9 protein-coding genes and 1 pseudogene are annotated in these 17,194 nt (G+C 74.5%); all 10 read left to right on the top strand.

Annotated features, from left to right (window positions below):
* Positions 1–693, top strand: a pseudogene (locus ABGB17_RS29695) (hypothetical protein); the annotation flags it as partial.
* Between the two features lie 238 nt (positions 694–931).
* Positions 932–2,758 carry a dynamin family protein gene (locus ABGB17_RS29690; RefSeq protein ID WP_347635390.1) on the top strand — a complete coding sequence of 609 codons (1,827 nt, stop codon included), beginning with the start codon at positions 932–934 and terminating at the stop codon, positions 2,756–2,758.
* Positions 2,759–3,124: 366 nt separating this feature from the next.
* A complete protein-coding gene (locus ABGB17_RS29685; RefSeq protein WP_347635388.1) occupies positions 3,125–5,341 on the top strand; it encodes a vWA domain-containing protein in 2,217 nt (738 codons plus the stop codon).
* Between the two features lie 31 nt (positions 5,342–5,372).
* Positions 5,373–8,513, top strand: a complete 3,141-nt coding sequence (locus ABGB17_RS29680; protein ID WP_347635386.1) for a tubulin-like doman-containing protein — start codon at positions 5,373–5,375, stop codon at positions 8,511–8,513.
* Positions 8,510–10,948 (top strand): hypothetical protein, encoded by a 2,439-nt coding sequence (locus ABGB17_RS29675; protein WP_347635384.1) that lies wholly within the window; start codon positions 8,510–8,512, stop codon positions 10,946–10,948. Before ABGB17_RS29680 ends, ABGB17_RS29675 begins: the two co-directional genes overlap by 4 nt.
* Positions 10,941–12,065, top strand: a complete 1,125-nt coding sequence (locus ABGB17_RS29670; RefSeq protein ID WP_347635382.1) for a hypothetical protein — start codon at positions 10,941–10,943, stop codon at positions 12,063–12,065. The genes ABGB17_RS29675 and ABGB17_RS29670 overlap by 8 nt, the downstream gene beginning before the upstream one ends.
* A complete protein-coding gene (locus tag ABGB17_RS29665) occupies positions 12,058–13,128 on the top strand; it encodes a hypothetical protein (RefSeq protein ID WP_347635380.1) in 1,071 nt (356 codons plus the stop codon). Before ABGB17_RS29670 ends, ABGB17_RS29665 begins: the two co-directional genes overlap by 8 nt.
* On the top strand, positions 13,125–15,212 hold the full coding sequence (locus ABGB17_RS29660) for a hypothetical protein (RefSeq protein ID WP_347635378.1): 2,088 nt from the start codon (positions 13,125–13,127) through the stop codon (positions 15,210–15,212). Before ABGB17_RS29665 ends, ABGB17_RS29660 begins: the two co-directional genes overlap by 4 nt.
* Positions 15,209–16,237 (top strand): hypothetical protein, encoded by a 1,029-nt coding sequence (locus tag ABGB17_RS29655; RefSeq protein WP_347635376.1) that lies wholly within the window; start codon positions 15,209–15,211, stop codon positions 16,235–16,237. Before ABGB17_RS29660 ends, ABGB17_RS29655 begins: the two co-directional genes overlap by 4 nt.
* 109 nt (positions 16,238–16,346) lie before the next feature.
* Positions 16,347–17,174: an FHA domain-containing protein gene (locus tag ABGB17_RS29650; RefSeq protein ID WP_347635374.1), complete on the top strand. Its 828-nt coding sequence runs from the start codon at positions 16,347–16,349 to the stop codon at positions 17,172–17,174.
* Positions 17,175–17,194: the final 20 nt, after the last annotated feature.

Raw genomic sequence — 17,194 nt, 5'->3', positions numbered from 1 at the left:
GGTGGACCGGGTGGGCCCGGTGGGCCGGGGCCGGGTGGGCCGGGTGCGCCGGTCGGGTTCGCGTCGCCGGGCGCCCCTGAGGCGCCGGGGCCCGGCGGGGGCGCGTCCGCCTCGGCGGGGACGGCGGGGCCGAGGCCGTGGTGGCGGTGGCCGTGGTGGCGGCGCGCCGGCGGGCCGCGCCGGTCCACGTTGCTGGCGCCGCCCACCGGGGACGGGTGGGACATTCTGGTCAACGGGCTCGCGGAGGCCCTGTGGGCCACCGACGCCGCACGGCGCGCCGGGCCACCCCGCCGGGCCGGGGAGACGGCGGGGCCCGGCGGTGCCCGGGAGGCGTTCGAGAAGGCGCAGCGGGACGCGGCGGAGGAGTTCGCGGCGGCGCTGGACCGGGCGGACGAGCGGGACCGGCTGGTCATGGTGTGCGTGGATCTGGCGGACCGGCTGCGGGTGCACCACGCCGGCCTGTTCGCGGTGCTGCGTGACGGGCTGGCGGAGGTCGGCGTGACGCTGACGGTCGCCGACGGCGAACGTTTCGACGCCACGAGACACCGGGCCATCGGCAGGGAGCCGACCGAGGACCCGGAGCGCCACATGACCGTGGCCCGCACCCAACTGTGCGGGGTCACCGACCGGGACCGCCGGATCCGGACCCCCGAGGTCGTCGTCTACGCGGAGGCGGAGCAAGGCGATGCCTGATGAGCGCGAGGAGCGGCGGAACGAGCGCACGCCCCGCGGGGAGGGACGCGCGCCTGGAGATCAGGGGCGCACCCCCGGCGGGGAGGGACGCACCTCCGGGGGGGCCCCGCACACGTCCGCAGGGGACGGGCACACGTCCGGAGGGGGCGGGCACACCTCCGGAGGAGGCGGGCACACCTCCGGAGGGGCCCCGCACACGTCCGGAGGGGGCGGGCACACGTCCGGAGGGGGCGGGCGCGTGGTGGGGCCGGAGGGGCGGGGGCACTTCCTGACGGGGGAGGTGCGGGCGTATCTCGCCGATGTCGTCGCCACGCTGCGGGAGCAGGGGCGTACCGGGTCGGCGGAGAGCGTGGAGCGGGCCGCGGCGGAGGTGCGGGATCTGGCGGCGACCGTGGTCGTCGTGGGGGAGAAGAAGCGGGGGAAGAGCTCGCTGATCAACGGGCTGGTGGGACGGCCAGGGTTGCTGTTCACGGACGTGGACGTCGCCAGCAGCGTCCACGTGCTCGTGCGGTACGGCACGCGGGAGCACGCCCTGGTGGTCGACGACGAGCACCCGCAGGGGCACGAGGTCCCGCTGGAGGACATCGCGCGGTACGCGGCGCTGGACCCGGCCACCCGGCGTCCCCGGCGGCAGGGCGTGCACCACGTGGAGGTGTACCTGGACGCGCCGCTGCTGGCGGGCGGGCTCGCGCTGGTCGACACGCCCGGCGTCGGCGGGCTGGTGGCCGGGCACACCGCGATCACCCTGGCCACGCTCGCCCGCGCGGACGCCCTGCTGTTCGTCGTCAACGGCGCGAGCGAGCTGACCGCCTCGGAGCTGCGTTTCCTCTTCCTGGCCACCCAGCGGGTCTCCACGGTGATGTTCGTCCTCACCCAGACCGACCGCCACCCGGGCTGGGAGGAGACCTTGCGGGTGAACCGCGACCTGGTGGCGCGGCACGCGTCCGACTACGCGGCCGCGCCGTGGTTCCCGGTCAGCAGCCGCCGCAAGGCCGACGCCGACCGGGCCGAGCTCGCCGGACGGCGCGACACCGCCGCCCGGCGCTACGAGTCCAGCGGTTTCGCCGCCCTGGAGGCCGCGCTGCGGGACACGGTGGCCGGCCGCGCCGAGGTGGTGCGCCTCGCCAACACCGTGCGCTCGGCCCGGCATCTGCTGGGCGGCGCGATCGCCGAGGCCGAGAGCCGCGCCCTGGCGCTGCGCGAGGACCCGGCGCTCATCGCGCGGGTCCGGCGTCAGCGCGACCTGCTGGCCGAGCACGAGCACCGCAGCGCGGGCTGGCGCGAACGCCTGGACCGCAGGATGCGGGCCGAGTCGGCCGAGTTGCGCCGCCGCACCGACCGCCGCCTTGAGGAGCTGCGCCAGTCGCTGGACCGGCGGATCGCCCAGGGGGACCGCAACCTGTACGCCGAGTTCCCCGCCGACGCGGACGCCGGGGCGCGCGGCCTGCTGATGGAGTTCGAGAGCGACCTGCGGGCCCGTATGTCGGCGATCGCCGCGGCCGTCGCCGAGGAGTTCGACGCCGAGGGCGCCGGCGCCGCCGCGGTGGAGCTGGCGCTCCCGGTGGACGTCCCCCCGCTCCCGGCGGCCGGGCGTCCGCCCCGTGGCCTCATCACCGACGTCGACCGGGCGTCGCGGTACGTGGACATCGGAGTGGTGGCCGGCACCGCCGTGGCGACGCTGCTGTCCCCGTGGCTGGCCCCGCTGGCGGGTGTCGCCATCGTGGCGGTGCTCAGCCGCTGGCGGCGGCGGGCCGACGAGCACGCCACCCGGGAGGCCGACCTGCGCGACCACCTGGACCGCCTGCTGTCGGGGGTGCGCCAGGACCTGCTGGCGGCCGCGGGCGACGCGATGGCGCGGACGGCGGAGGCGCTCGCCGCGCACGTCGCCCGGAGCCTGGCCCGCGCCCGCCGTGAGCTGGCCTCGGTGCTGGAGGACGCCGAGGAGGCCCTCGGCATGGAGCGCGACACGCTGCGGGTGCGCCGTGCGGCGGCCGACGCCCGGCTGGAGCGGCTGCTGACGCTGCGGGAACGCGGCGACGACATCCTGGGGCGGCTCGATGAGTGACCGGCGGTTCACGGTATATGGGGGGTTTTATAACTTTTCTGGGGATTATTTCCCGCCACAGATTTCGGTCATGCTGCCATCTCCGGACGGGCCGGACGCGTCTTTACCTATTGAGGGCGGAGGTGCCGGTGGCGTGACTTCTGTTATAGGTGGGAAATGCACAGGTGCCGGGCCGTGCCACCGATCGAGGGGAACCCTTTACGCCCCGCGCACGTTGGTCGTTCCGCACGGTTCTTCACGCATCCGTGGAACCGTGCGGACGTCCCGTCGCCTTTGGGGAGAAGGGAGAACGGGCAGGTGGGGGTAACTTCACGGGGTCATATCCGTATGCCTGCGTTCTCGGTGGCCCGTAAATGGGCACTGCCATTGATCTTCACTCTCACGCTGCCGCTGACGGCCGCGCCCGCCGCCGCGGCGGTGCCGGGCCCGATCCAGGTGCAGCCGATCGACGTCGTGATTCTCGTCGACGAGTCGGGAAGCCTTTCTGAAAGCGCGGTCACCGCGGAACGCGCCGCCGCCGCGCTGCTCGCCGTCGGGGAGTTCTCCTCACGGTCCCGGGTCGAGGTCGTCGGGTTCGGCAGCAAGAACAACGACTCCCAGCAAGCGCTCGACGTCGTCTGCCCGCTCGGCCCCCTCGCCGGCCGCGAGGACCGCGAGGCCGTCGTGGACTGCGTGGGCGACCTGCGCCGCCGCACCCCCGCGGAGGGCAACGACACCGACCACGTCGCCGCCGTCGGCCGCGCCGTCTCCACCCTGCGCGGCAGCGGTGAGAGCGACCGGCAGAAGATCGTGTTCCTGCTCACCGACGGCGTGCTCGACGTCCGGCGCAGCCCCAACTACGGCGACTCGCCCGAAGCCCGGCAGAACGCGGCCCGGCAGTACCTCCAGGCCCACCTGCGCGAGGCCGCGGAGGCGGGCATCCAGATCTGGCCCCTCGGCTTCGGCCGGGCCGACCTCGGCCAGCTCCGTGAGTTCGCCGTCGGCAAGCCGTGCAACAACCTGACGGGCTCGCGTCCCCAGGCGCAGCTCATCCAGCGGGAGGACCAGGTCTTCGCCGCGATGGTCCGGGTGTACAGCACCGCCAGGTGCGCCGGCTCGCAGGTCGCCGACCCGCAGGTCGTGGACGGCTCGGGCTCCGCGGAGTACCGCCTGGACATCCCCGAGATCGCCACCGACGCCTCCATCACCGTCGCCAAGTACAACCCCCGCTTCCGCGTCACCTACACCGACCCCTCCGGCAAGGTCGTGCCGAAGACCGGGAAGCACGACGGCTCGGTGTTCCAGGTGTACGGCGAGGACAGCCCGGTCGAGGGCCTGCGGATCGAGCTGCCCCGCCCCGGCCGGTGGACGGTCAAGGTGGAGGCCCCGCAGGGCGAGCGGCCGGAGAAGGTCGTCGCCGCGGTCACCTGGCAGGGCGCCGTGCGTTCCACCATCACCCTGGACGAGCAGAACCCCGAGCCGGGCGGCCAGGTGGTCGTGCGCTCGCGGCTGCAGACCAGGCAGGAGGTCGTGGTCTCGTCCGAGGCCCGCGAGGGGCTCACGTTCAGCGTGGACATGACCGGCGACGGCGTGCCGGACGCGGTGCACACCCGGTTGCGCGACGACGGGACCGGCCCGGACCGCAAGGCGGGCGACGGCGAGTACGCCGGCGTCGTCGCGGTCCCGCCCACCGCCACGGGTGCGCTGCGGTTCGTCGGCGTGGTCGACGCCGTGGGGGTGCAGGGCGACAAGGTGCCCTACGAGACACAGATCGGGCGGCCCGGCAACCGCGTGCGCACCGTCGTCGACATCCCGCAGCAGACCGTGGCGCCCGGCGACGCCGTGCGCGGCACGCTCGTCGTCACCAACGACACCGGCGCCCCGATCAGCGCGACGCTGGTGCCGGACGGGCTGCGCGACGGCGACCGCGTGCAGGTCCGCTCCCCGTCGGTGCGGATCCCGGTCGGCCAGACCCAGCGGGACGTGGAGCTGGTGCTGCAGAGCGGCACCGCGCTCGGCCAGATCCCCGGCGAGCTGGTGCTGCGCGACGCCGCCGACCCCAAGCGCGAGTACGGCAGGGGCTTCATCAAGGTCACCGTGGCCTACCCGCCCTCGCCGTGGCCGTGGATCCTCGGCGCCCTGGCCGCGCTCGCGATCATCGCGTTGCTCGTGCTCTTCACCCGCACCCGCGCCGCACGCGTCCGCGGCGACGTGCAGGAGCTGACGTTGCTGCTCTACCGCGGCGACCGGGAGGCCGCGCAGTGGCGGGCGCCGGTGGGCCGCAACCGCAAGCTGGAGTTCGTCATCCGCGACCCGCACGACCACCCCCACTTCGACCGGCCGAGCCGCGGCGACCGGGTCTACGAGGTGTCCCGCGGCGGCGCGGACGGCGGCCTGTTCCTGCGCACCCCGGAGGGGGACCGGCGCGGCGTCCGGCCTGGCGTCCCCGAGCCGGTCGGCGACGGGCTCGCCGTCGCCGTGCTCGACGGGCGCCTCACCGCGCCCACCGGCCCGTACGGCGGGGGGCGTGCGCCAGGTCCCCACGGCGGGGGCCACCCCACCGGCCCGTACTCCTCGTCGTCGTCCGGCGACCCCCTCCTGTGAGCCGCACCGGTAACGGAAAGGGAACCGTCATATGAAGATCTACCAGCCGATGATGTTCGTGGGGCTGGGCGGTACCGGATGCCTGATCGGTGCGGAGCTGGAGCGGCGCCTCAGAGACGAGCTCTGCGGCCCGGACGGCAGGGAGCTGCTCGACCGCATGCCGGGACAGGGTTTCCTGCCCTACCAGCTCCCGTCCTGCCTGCAGTTCGTCTACGCCGACCTCAACGAGGCGGAGCTGCTGCGCCTGCGCACGCGGGTGGTGCCCTCGCCCGAGCACGCCCCGGCGGCCGAGCGCACCATGCACCTGGTGACCGACCTCGTGCCGCGTTTCGACACCTACCCCGAGGTGGCCCGCAGCCTGCGGATGAACGCCAAGGAACTGGTCAGCGGCTGGCTGCCCCCCGCGGCGGGGGAACCCCGGGTGGCTCCGCTGGTGCGCGGCGCGGGGCAGCTCCCCACGGTGGGCCGCACCGCGCTGTTCGAGACGCTGCGCCACGGGCTGCGGCCCGCGATGGCCCCGGTGTCGTCGGCGGTGGGCCGCATCAGCACCTCGGGCGGGGAGCTGGCGCAGCTCGGCGGGCGGCTGCGCTCCTCGTGCGACGTGTTCGTGGCGTTCTCCGTGGCCGGCGGCACCGGCGCCGGGATCTTCTATGACTACTTGCATCTCGTCGGGCACGCCCTGGAGCAGGCCGGGCTGCGTGCCCAGATCCACCCGCTGGTGCTGATGCCGTCGGCGTTCGACGAGGGCCTCGGCGGCGGGCGGCGCGCCACGCTGAACGCCGGGCGGTCGCTGCTCGACCTGTTCCGCCTGGTGGACGACCAGAACGGCCACGCGGCCGGCACCGAGCTGAGCAACATCGGCGTCACCGGCGACCTGTACGTGCGCTACCCGGTCGAGGGGGAGATCCGGCTGCGCGCCTCCACCGTGCAGACGGCCTTCCTGTTCAGCCGCACCCCCGGGGTGGACCGCGAGGACCTGCACCGGTCCGTCGTCTCCCTGGTCATGTCGCTGGTCGGCACCGACGTGGACCAGCAGGGCGGCGAGGACCACGGCCGCGGGTTCGACCGGGTGTACCAGTCGTTCGCCGACGACTTCATCAACCGCGGCGTCGAGCGCGAGACCATGGCGGTGTCCGGCATCGGCAACCGGGGCGTGTCCACCAGCCTGGTCGCGTCGATGACGGTGCCGGTGGACGACCTCGCCGACCTGATGGCGTCCCGCATCCTCGCGCGGGCCGTGTCGGAGCTCGCGGCGCCGCCGCCGGGCCGGGCCGAGAGCAACCGCGAGGCGCTCGAAGCCATGTTCGGCGCCACCAACCTCGGCCCGCTGCTGCACCGCGCGCCGCTGCCGTTCACCGAGCCGCCGCCCGCCGACGGCGCCGCCGCCATCTACCGCGTGCTCGCCACCCGGGTGCGCGGCATGGAGGACAACCTCAGGGCGCTGGACCACAACCTGCGCGGCACCGTGCCGCAGATGGTGCAGGAGTTCGACCCGCGCCGCGGCGTCGAGCAGATGCTCGCCTCGTTCGACCCGCTGCGCGTCGGCCGCATCGTCATGGGCCACCCCGCGCTGGCCGACGAGGCCGACCAGATCGGGTTCCGCGGCCTGCTGGAGCGGCGCCGCAGCGACCCCGCGGGCGCCGGGCAGGCCGTTCAGCCGCCCGTGCCGCAGCTACGGGACCGCATGTCCGGCCTGCGCAAGGTGCGCTGGGCCGACCCGGTGGTCCAGCGCACCCTGCAGGAGCAGGACGCCTGGTACCAGTCGCGGGCGCGGGCCGTCTGGCACGCCGCCTGGGGCGACCAGACCTCCCGCTGGGAGCACAAGCTGAGCCGCGTCATCCGCGACCTCGGCGAGCTGCGCGACGAGCTGACCGCGCACGCCCAGGAGGACGACGCCCGCTTCGCCCGCCGCGCCCGCGACCTGTACCGTCCCCGGGTCGGCGTGACGTATCTGCTGCCGCCGCGCGGCGAGGACCTGGAGCACTTCTACGAGCAGGTCACCGGCCGCGCCATCGGCCACCAGGTCGCGCTCGGCAGGCTGCGCGGCAACGAGGGCGAGGCCGGGCTGCTCGGCGCCGTCCTCGGCCCCGACGGCTGGCGCCGGGTGTTCCAGATCAGCACCGAGCAGAGCCCCGCCGACGCCCGCGCCTACCTGCGCGACCAGCTCAAGCAGGCCGTCAAGCGGCTGTTCCGCCACCGCGAGCAGGGGGAGCGCCCGCTGCTGCCGCCGATGGCCGACCTGCTGGCGCAGGCGGCAGGCAAGGACGGCCCGCCGGTGGGGGAGGAGGACCTGACGCAGTTCAAGCAGGAGCTCGCCGCGCTGCTGCCGAGCGGCTTCTCCCCGCAGGGCGCCGGGGAGCTGAAGGTCCTCATCTCCTACCCCGCCGCCACGGTGGACACCGAGATCGAGTCCTACCTGTACAACCGCATCAACCTGCCGAAGCACGGCCCGCGGCCGGAGTTCCGGCCCACCGACACCGACGCGATCGTGGTGGTGCAGTTCCGCACCTCCATGGGCGTGACCGAGGTCCCCGAGCTGCGCGAGGTGCTGCACTTCTGGGGGCAGGCGCTGCGGGGCGAACAGGACCAGGACTTCCTGCGGTGGCGGCAGCGCCTCGGCTACGACTACGGCTACCTGGTCACCACGCAGGAGCACCGGGTCAGGATCCTGCAACGCCTGCTGTGCGCCATGTGGAACGGCTACGTCGAGGTCGAGCGGGGCAACCCCGACTCGCCCGAGCGCGTCCGCGTCGTGCTCGACCGGGGCGAGGACGCCATGGCCATGAGCCTGGAGCTCACCACGTACGCCGGCGCGTCCTCCTGGGGCAGCCTGCTGCGGGCCTACGAGGAGTGGACCCTCAGCGACGACCAGACGGTGCGCCGCGACTTCGCCGCCCGCCTGATGCGGCTGCTGCCCGAAGGTCTCGAGACCACCCCGGTGCCGCCCGACCCGATGTTCGACCTGTTCTGGCGCGTGTCGGAGGAGCAGCTCAAGCTGCTGGAGATCCGCATGCCGTCGTTGTCGGAACAGGGCCGCAGACAGGCGGAACGGCTGGTCGAGCTGTGGGGCACCACGCTCGACCAGGCGCTGCGCGCCCCGTTCACCGGTGTCGCCAACCCGGTGAACAACAACCTGGTGGATCTCGTCGAGGCGGTACGCCGGTGGCCGTGACGGAAGGGATGGAGCCCGAGGTCCTGCTCCTGGACATCCGGGACCGCGACCTCGGCGACGAGGGCTGGGCCGCCGTGGGCCGCCACGCCGACCGGGGACGCGTGCTGATCGTCGACCGGGTGGACCGGCTCGCCGGGCGCGGCCCGTTCTACGAGCGCATCCTCGGCACCCGCGCGGTGCGCGCCGTGTTGTGCCTGGTGGTGGGGCCCGCCGACGACGGCGGCGGCGTCGCGCTGCGCCTGTCGCCCGCCATGGCGGCCTCCGAGGTCGCGGCCACCCTGTGGGCCGGCGACCTCACCGGCGTGGAGTGGGACATGGACCGCGGGCACGCTTACGCCGGGCGCGGGGACCCGGACAGGAACCTGCTCCAGCTCCAGCAGGTGCTGCTGCTGCCGGAGATCTTCGACACCGTGGTCGCGCAGACCAGGGACATCCCCGACCGGGTCGCGTCGGTCGGGTTCACCGTCATGTCCGGCCACTTCGGCGACGAGCTGCTGGCCGACGCCCTCAGCGGCGGCCTCGAACGGCTCATCGGCGGCGCCGACGCCGCGCGGTCCCACCCGGGTGCCGCCGCGGACCTCGCCGCCGCCGACCGTTCACCGGGACGCGTGCTCGCGGTCCTGGCCGGCGCGTCCGGGCACGAGCCGCCGGACCCGCTGGTCCCGGGCGAGCCCCTGGCGGCGCGGCGCGACGCGGCCCTGTGGCACGTGCGCGACCTCGGGACGTTGCGCTCGGAGCTGGAGGCGGTGACCGCGCTGCTGCGCACCGGGCCCTCGGCGTCCGCCGCCGGCAAGCTCAGCACGGCGGGCACGGCGCTGCGGGCCTTCCGCGACGACGCCGGCCGCCTGTTCGACGAGGCGGACGGTTTCGACGGCGAGGACCACGCCGTGCGGGACCGGCTGCGGCGGGCCGGCGTGCGGGTGGACGCCGACCCCCGGCTGGGCGACCCCGCCGAGGCGCTGCGCGACCTCGTCAGGTCGGAGTTCCGGCGCACCGTCTCGCTGCACACCCTCGCCGTGCGGCTGCGCGCCTACGCGGCGCACGTCGCCCCCGGCGGCAGCGGCGCCCACCGGCCCCGGCTGGCGCGGGAGTGCCCCGACCGGCTGCTCGGCGAGCTGTCAGGGCCGTCCCCCTTCCTGCTTGACCCGATGCGCGCCGGCCTGCTCGCCGCGGCGGCGGCGCTCGGGTTCGTCGCGGGCCTCGCCCTGGGCCCGCTCGCGGACAGCCTGATGGGGGCGCTGCTGCGGCTGCTCGGCGTCATCGTGGTCGTCGCCGGCGCCTGGGGGGCCGGGGTCGCGCTGCTGCACGCCAAGGTCCCCGAGGCGTACGGCGAGCACGGCTGGGCCGGTCTGCCGGGCCGGCCGCTCGCCGCGCACGGCGCGGCGGCCGCGCTCGGGGTGCTCGCCGGGCACGCCGTCTGGCGGGTGCCGCCCGGCGGCGACTGGCCCCCGCCGCCCCTGCCGGTCACCGTCTTCGCCCTGCTCGTCGTCGCGGCGGGCATGGGGTTCACGCTGTACGGCTGGTGGCGCGGCGCGGTGGCCCGCTGGTGCGGCAGGCTGCCTGTGCACGCGGCCGACGACGCCGCCCGGCGTCTCACCGCCGTGGTCACCGAGGTGGCCGTCCAGGAGTGGGTGCTCGCCAAGGCCCGCCGCGCCGCCGCCGACACCGCGCAGACCTACGCGTCGGTGCTTGAGGACCTCATCCGGGCGCTGCACCTCGGCGTGACCGAGCAGCGTACGCGCCTGGCCGGGGCCGCCGCGCCGGTGTCGCGCCGGGGGGCCGTGGGCTTCCCCGAGTACGGCGCCGAGTTCGCCCAGGTGGTGTGGGACGATCTCGCCGACCTCGCGGCCCACGTGCTGGACCCGCTGTGGCAGCAGATGTACGGCGGCGCGCTGCGCGACGTCACCTGGCGCATCGAGGAGCGGGCCCGCGCGGAGCTCGACGACTACTGGGACCACCTGCGCCAGCGCGGCGTGCACGAGCGGCCGCCGTTCGCGGGCGACAACCCGCGCCGCACCGAGCTGGCCGAGTGCGTGTGGCGGCGCTCGCCCCAGGTGGCGGAACTGGTGCGCATGCAGGTGGGAGCGCGGATGACGCAACTGTGCGACCAGGACGAGCTGAGGTACCTGCGGGCCACAGGAGGCGCGGTCTCCGTGCGCTTCGTGCCCCGGGTGGCCCAGCCGCCGGTGGGCGCCGGGGGGCACCGCACCGGGCAGGCCATACGGTTCCCCGGCGACGTGGTGTGGACGGCCGCCAGCCAGTTCGCCGGGGTGCTGCGCCTGGTGCCGCTGCGCACCGGCATGGTGGACGTCACGTGGGCGAAGAACGCGTCGCCGCCGCACGACTGGACGGCAGGGGCGGGCGGCCCGAACGGCACGGCGGGCTCGGCCGTGCCACCCGCCGGGCCCGGCCAGGGAGGGGGCACCGGTGGCTGACCCGGGCGCACTGAAGATCGACTTCATGGACGTGGACGGCGGCCTGCGGCAGTGGAAGGTGCTCGGCCAGCGCGACGCCGCGCCCGTCCCCGGATCGGGCATGACCCTCACCGAGGTCGAGGCGGAGTCGGAGTCCGGCCCCGTCTCCCTGGTGCAGAAGTCCATCGGCCGCGAGGCCGACGCCGCCGACCCCGGGCTGTACCGCCGCCTGGAGAACGAGGTGCGCGTCGGCCTGCTGCTGTATCGCAGGTTCGGCGGCCCCGGCTATCCGCCGGAGCTGGCGAGGCTCGTCGGCTACGACGTGGACGGCGCCGAGCCGTTCGCGCTGTTCGAGCGCTACCGCGGCCCGTTCGCGGCGGACGTCGCCGGGCGGCTGCTGCTGGACGAGCAACGGCTGTTCCAGACCAGCCTGCTGCGCGGCGTGCGCATCCTGGAGCATGTCGCCGTCGTCCACCGGGGCATCACCCCGCACAGCGTGCGCTGGGACGGCCACGGCGCCCAGCTCACCGACTTCGAGCTGGCCTCCCCCACGGCCCGCCCGCGCCGCGCGGAAGGCACCCGCCCGTGGGCGTCCGCGCAGCAGCTCATGGGGGTGGGTGGCACGTGCGCCCGGGACGACGTGTGGAGCGCCGGCATGGTGATCTACCACATGGTCGTCGGCCTGAACTCGTCCGCCGCCCTGGAACGCGACCCCGACCTCGCCCTGGTGGAGCCCCGCACCCGGGACCTGCTCGCCGGCGTCTTCGCCCAGAAGGCGGCGCACCGCCCGCACCCGGTGGACCTGCTGCGGCGGCTACGCGCCCCCGACCCCATCCCCCCGCCGGAGGAGGCGGCCGACCGCAAGTTCGCCGAGGGCGGCCACCGCTTCGACGAGATGATGCGCCAGAAACACGGCACCTCCTACCGCCGTCCCCCCGAGCCCGCCGACCGCGTGGTGGTCGACGAGGACGAGCCCGAACCCGAGACGGCCGCCTCCCCGACGGGCCCCCTGCCGCACCCGCCGCCCCCCGCGCCCCGGCCGCAGCCGGGCGGCGGCGCCGGCATGGCCGTCGTCGTGGTGGTCGTCCTGCTGGTCATCGCATTGGCACTGTGGGCACTCGGAGGTCTCTTTGGCTAACGACCCGCGCCAGCCCGTCCGCTGCCCTGTGTGCCTGGACTCCTTCGTCTGGGCCAGCGACGGCTCCAACCTGTTCGAGCTCGACCCGGACAAGTTCGAGTACCGCCCCATCGACCTCGCGGGCCTGCGCGACCCCCACAAGCGCGAGGTGCGGCTGCGCTCGGCTTTCCTGCTGTGTCCCAATCCGTCCAACGACGTCGAGCCGCACTACCTGCCGGTGCTGTACGGCCGCTACCGCAAGCCGCTGGTGATCGGCCTGGTCGGCGCCAGCCGTACCGGCAAGACCCACCTGCTCGCCGCGATGATGGGCGAGATAGAGGCGGGCGGGCTCGGCGGCCACGGGCTGACGGCCGTGCCGCTCGACATGATCAGGCACCGGCGGTTCTACCGGCAGTTCGTGCAGCCCCTCTACCGCGGGCAGCGGCTCGGGTTCACCCCGCCCACCGACCTGCCGGAGTTCGTGGACGCCCTGGTCGTCAGCCGCACCGGGGAGACCGGGGGCCACCCGGTGGCGTTCTTCGACATCTCCGGCGAGCAGCTCGCCAAGGTCGGCAGGGGCGAGCGATTCCTCGCGGCGGCCGACGGCCTGATCTTCGTGGTGGACCCCGAGCAGGCGCTGCGGCTGCCCGGCCTCGCCGAGGACGTCGGCGCGCTCGGCGACCTGGCGTTCAGCAACGTCCTCGACCAGCTCTACCGGCAGGAGACGCTGCTCGACGTGCCCGCGGTGATCGTCGTGAGCAAGAGCGACCGGCTGCGTTTCATGCGGCCCGCCGACCGCTGGCTGGCCGCCGCCACCCCGGGCCACCTGGACGCCGAGCTGATCCGCATGGAGAGCCGTGACGTGTACGCGTTCCTCCATCAGCACGGCGCGCAGGGCTGGCTGCTCCCGGCGGCCCGCTGCCGCAGGGCCACGCTGCACTTCGCGTCGGCCACCGGCGGCAGGTCGACCGACGAGCGCTTCCCGCGCGGCGTGCGGCCGCAGCGGGTGCTCAATCCCCTCATCGCGATGCTCGCCATGACCGGGGTCATCGACGGGCCCGAGGCGAAGGAGGTGGGCCGGTGAGCACGGGGGAGGGCATGGACTGGATGGTCTTCCGCTGGGAGCAGCAGGACGGCGGGCTGGCGCTGCGCGGGTCCTCGTTGCCGGCGGGGGAGTGGGAGTCCTGGGAGCGGCAACTGTTCACGCTGGTGGAGGTGCAGCGGGACGCGGGCGCCGCGTCCCGGCCGAGCCTATGCCGTCTCATGATCGGGGGGGAGCCTGTCGCGCTCCACCGGTGCCCCACCCCCGACCCCGACCCGCGACAGCGTATCCGGACGTACGCCTACAAAGGGATGCCGTCGCTGCTCGGGGCGCGCGAGGTGCTCGGCGTGGTGGACGCCTGGCACGCCAAGGTGCCCGAGGAGACCGAGGGACCGCCGCTCGACCCCTCCCTGCTGCTGCGGCTGACGCCCGAGATCCAGCAGGCGCTGACCGAGCGCGTGCGCGGCGCCGAGTCCGGCGTCACGCCCACCGCGCTGTCCCCTCTGGCCGCCGGCCTGCCGCGCCTGACCGCCGAGGTGCTCAGGGACCCCGACGCGATGTTCTCCTGCCAGATCGCCCCCGGCGCCGACGCCAAGGACATCATGTGGGGCCTGATGGACCTGCTCGATCGCGTGGTCGGCACCACCGCCCCCGGTTTCTGGGAGTTCTCCACCGAGCAGAGCGAGGATCTCACCGCGGGCCTGCCGCGGTTCGTCTTCCTCCACGAATGGCCGTACAGCTCCAAGCAGTCGCGCCACACCCGCCTGGACCTCACCAAGGACACCCACTTCGCCGGCGACCCGTACGACGAGGCGGCCCGCCGCCTCGTCGAGGCCTACCTCAGGCACCCGGCCGAGGTGGCCGAGTTGTGCCGCGCCGCCGGCCTGAAGGAGCACGACCAGGACCGCCGCCAGATCGCCCGCCTGCTCAAGTACTTCGGCCGCCACCCGTACGGCCTGTCCGGCACGCGCCCCCAGCCGGACGTGCCCGTGGAGACCTCCTGGCCCGAGGGCCACGGCGACCTGCTCGCCCCCCGGGAGGAGGAGGTACGCGCCCCGGACCTCCTCGGCGCGGCCCCGTCCACTCCGCCGGACCCGTCCTTCGCCCCGCCTCCGTCCTTCGCGCGCAACCCGTACCCGTCCCCCGGCGGGGACCGGGCCCCGGAGGCCGGCGGGGGCCACTTCCCGGACGCGGACCCGTCGACCGGCTCGATGGACGTGACGAGGGACTTCAACGCGTTCCGCCGTGGCCGTGCCCCGTCCTCCACCCCCCCGCGGCCCTTCGCCGAGCAGGACGGCGGGCGCAACCTGCTGGAGTCGCCCGAGCCCGCCACGCCGTCCCCGCAGGAGCGGCGTGACGTGGTGCGGGAGCCGCTCGGCGCGGACCAGGCGTTCATGATGACGGCCCTCGTCCACTCGCTGCGGATCGCGAAGACCGGTGAGGAGTTCCGTGACTACCTGGCCCAGGTCCCGCGCTCGGCCGAGGCCGACCCCGAGAACCGGGCGGTGCTGCGCGCGGCACTCGACGAGTACGGCTGCTTCCACGACCTGTTCCGGCATCATCTGCCGGAGGACGACGTGGACAACGCGCTGGAGCAGGTGACCCGGTGCGGGTACTACGCCGAGGACATGGCGGAGGACGACGTGTTCGAGCGGTCGGCTCGCCTCGCCGGCCGTCCCGGCACCCCGTCGGTCGTGGTGCACCAGCTCATGGCGCTGGCGCTCTACCATGTGCCCCAGGAACGGGCGCGGCAGTGGATGGACTTCGCCGTCGACGAGGGCAACCGCCCGCCGAAACGCTTCCGGCCCCAATCGGTCGCCCCCCCGGCGGAGACCGAGACCCCGCCGGAGACGTCATCGGCCACCGCGCCGGGCAGGCGAAGAGGCGGCCGGCCCGTCAAGCCGCGGCAGGTCCGCGTGCCGCGCCAGTGGAGGTTGTCCCTGGAGATGGTGGTGCTGGCCGTCCTGCTGTTCCTCGTCGCGCTGGCCGTCGCGCTGGTGGCGTACTGGCTGGTGAACGCGTTGCAGCAGGGGGCGGTGGAGCAGCCGCTCTCCTTACGGACGTCTTACATGCTGTATGTGAATCCTGTCGAGGTGACAGGTGATATGACACGATCAGCGGTGTGATCCGCTTATCGGAGCGTTTCGCGCTGCGAGCCGCGCTGATCTCGGTCGGGACGGCGGTCGGCGCGGTGCTGGTCGTGGCGGCCGTCGTGCTGCTGGGGTTCTTGGCGCAGGGGGCGCGGGAGGCGCGGGCCACCGCTCAGGTGACCGGGGAGATCAAGGCGATCGACCGGTTCGAGTGGGGGACGCTGGCGCACGTCTACTGGACCGACGAGGACGGGGACGAGACCAGGACCGGTGTCCTGCTGGACGAGCCGGGCAGGTGGCGGGAGGGGCAGCCGTTCCGGTTGCGGTACGACCCGCGCGAGGGGGAGGACGCGAACCTCGGGCCGTACGCCGTCGAGCCGGAGAGGACGAACATCGTCTCCATGGAGGAGGGCACCCGGGTACAGGACACGCCTTCGGTGCTCGACCGGGTCTGGCCGGTGCTCGCCGCCGGGGCCGCGGCGGCGCTGGTGATCCTGGCCTGGGTGGCGCGGTGGCGGCTGAACGTCGCGACGGCGCGGCGGCCCGGCGTCCCGATGCGGGTGCACCGGCTGTACGGCACGTTCAACCAGGGACGGTCGGCGATGGTCGTGTTGTCGCCGCCGGAGCTCGACGTGGACGGCCGGGCCCTGGCCGGCGGCCAGGTGCCGCCGGGCACGCGGTGGCAGCGGGTCATGTGGTCCCCCGAGTTGCTCGCCATCGAGCAGGGTGCCGTGGTGCGGGCCCACATCCGTGAGGGGTTCGGCGCGCGGGCGGTGCTGGAGCCCGAGGACGGCGTGTTCGTGTGGCCCGCCGGCCGGCTGCGCAGGAAGGGCTACTTCGGGGCCTCCCACATGCTCGCGCCGAACGGCACCGGGCGCCGCCCCCTCGTCCACCCGCACTGGCCGCCGCCGGTCTACTGGCTGGTCCCGATCCCCGCCGGGGTGCTCGGCGCCGTCCGCGGCGACTTCCTGGTCTCCGCGCCGCTGCTCGTCCTCGGGGCACTGATGCTCACCATCTTCTTGTGGGCGTGGACCGGGGCCGTGCACCGCGGCCACTACTAGCGGGCCGGGCCATCCCCGAACTCCGGGGTGCCGCGCCGGGCCGTGCGGAACCTAGAATCCGCGACGTCGGCAACGCGAGGGCGAGGTGGCCATGGGGGTGGGGGCGTCGGTGTCGGCCACGACGCGCGTCACCGGGCCGTCCGGGCGCACGATCGAGGTGGCCGAGGGCACGCGGCTGGTGTTCGGCAGGGGAGCCGACGCCGACCTGATGCTCCCCGGCGACCGGGGGTTGTCGCGGCGGGCCGGGGTGGTCACCGCGTTGCGCGACGGGGCGTGGGTGGCCAACATGAGCTGCACCCACGCGCTGTACGTCGAGACCGACGGCCACCGCATCCGCCTGCCCCGCCTGCGCGACGGCGAGGAGCCCACCGGCGGGTGGTTCATGCGGTGCGGCACGGCTCTGGTGGGGTCGGGGGCGATGCTCGACGACGGGCAGCCGCTGCGCGTGGTCGTCATCCCGCGCGAGCCGGACATCGACCTGCGGGCCGAGCACTCCGGGCCCGGCGTCAAGGGGCAGAAGGGCGACACCACGCTGCTGCCGCTGTACCTGGACCCGATGACCAAGCTGTTCCTGGTCGCCCTGCTGTGGTGCCGCCCCTGGCTGGTCGACCCGAGCCGCACCACGCCGCTGCCCCGCACCCCGGAGATCGCCCGCGCCGCCCTGGAGGTCACCGACGCCAGCTACGAGCTGGAACGCTTCGCCACCGACCCGGCGTTCCGCGACCGCCTGTCCGCCCGCGTCGGCGAGCACATCAAGGTACTCCGCCGCAAGATCATCGGCCGGGGCCTGGCCCGCGCGGGCAGCAGGTTGTCCGACGAGGTGGTGGTGGGCGTGCTGCTGGAACACGAGATCATCACCCTCACCGACCTGGCCCGCCTGGACGACCCGGTCTGGTGCTCCCGCCAGGAGGACCTGTGGTGGAGCGGCATGCCATGAGCCCGTCAGGAGCGGATGGC

This window comes from Sphaerisporangium sp. B11E5 (assembly GCF_039871875.1).
Lineage (GTDB): Bacteria > Actinomycetota > Actinomycetes > Streptosporangiales > Streptosporangiaceae > Sphaerisporangium.
This window is presented reverse-complemented; position numbering and strand designations above follow the sequence as displayed.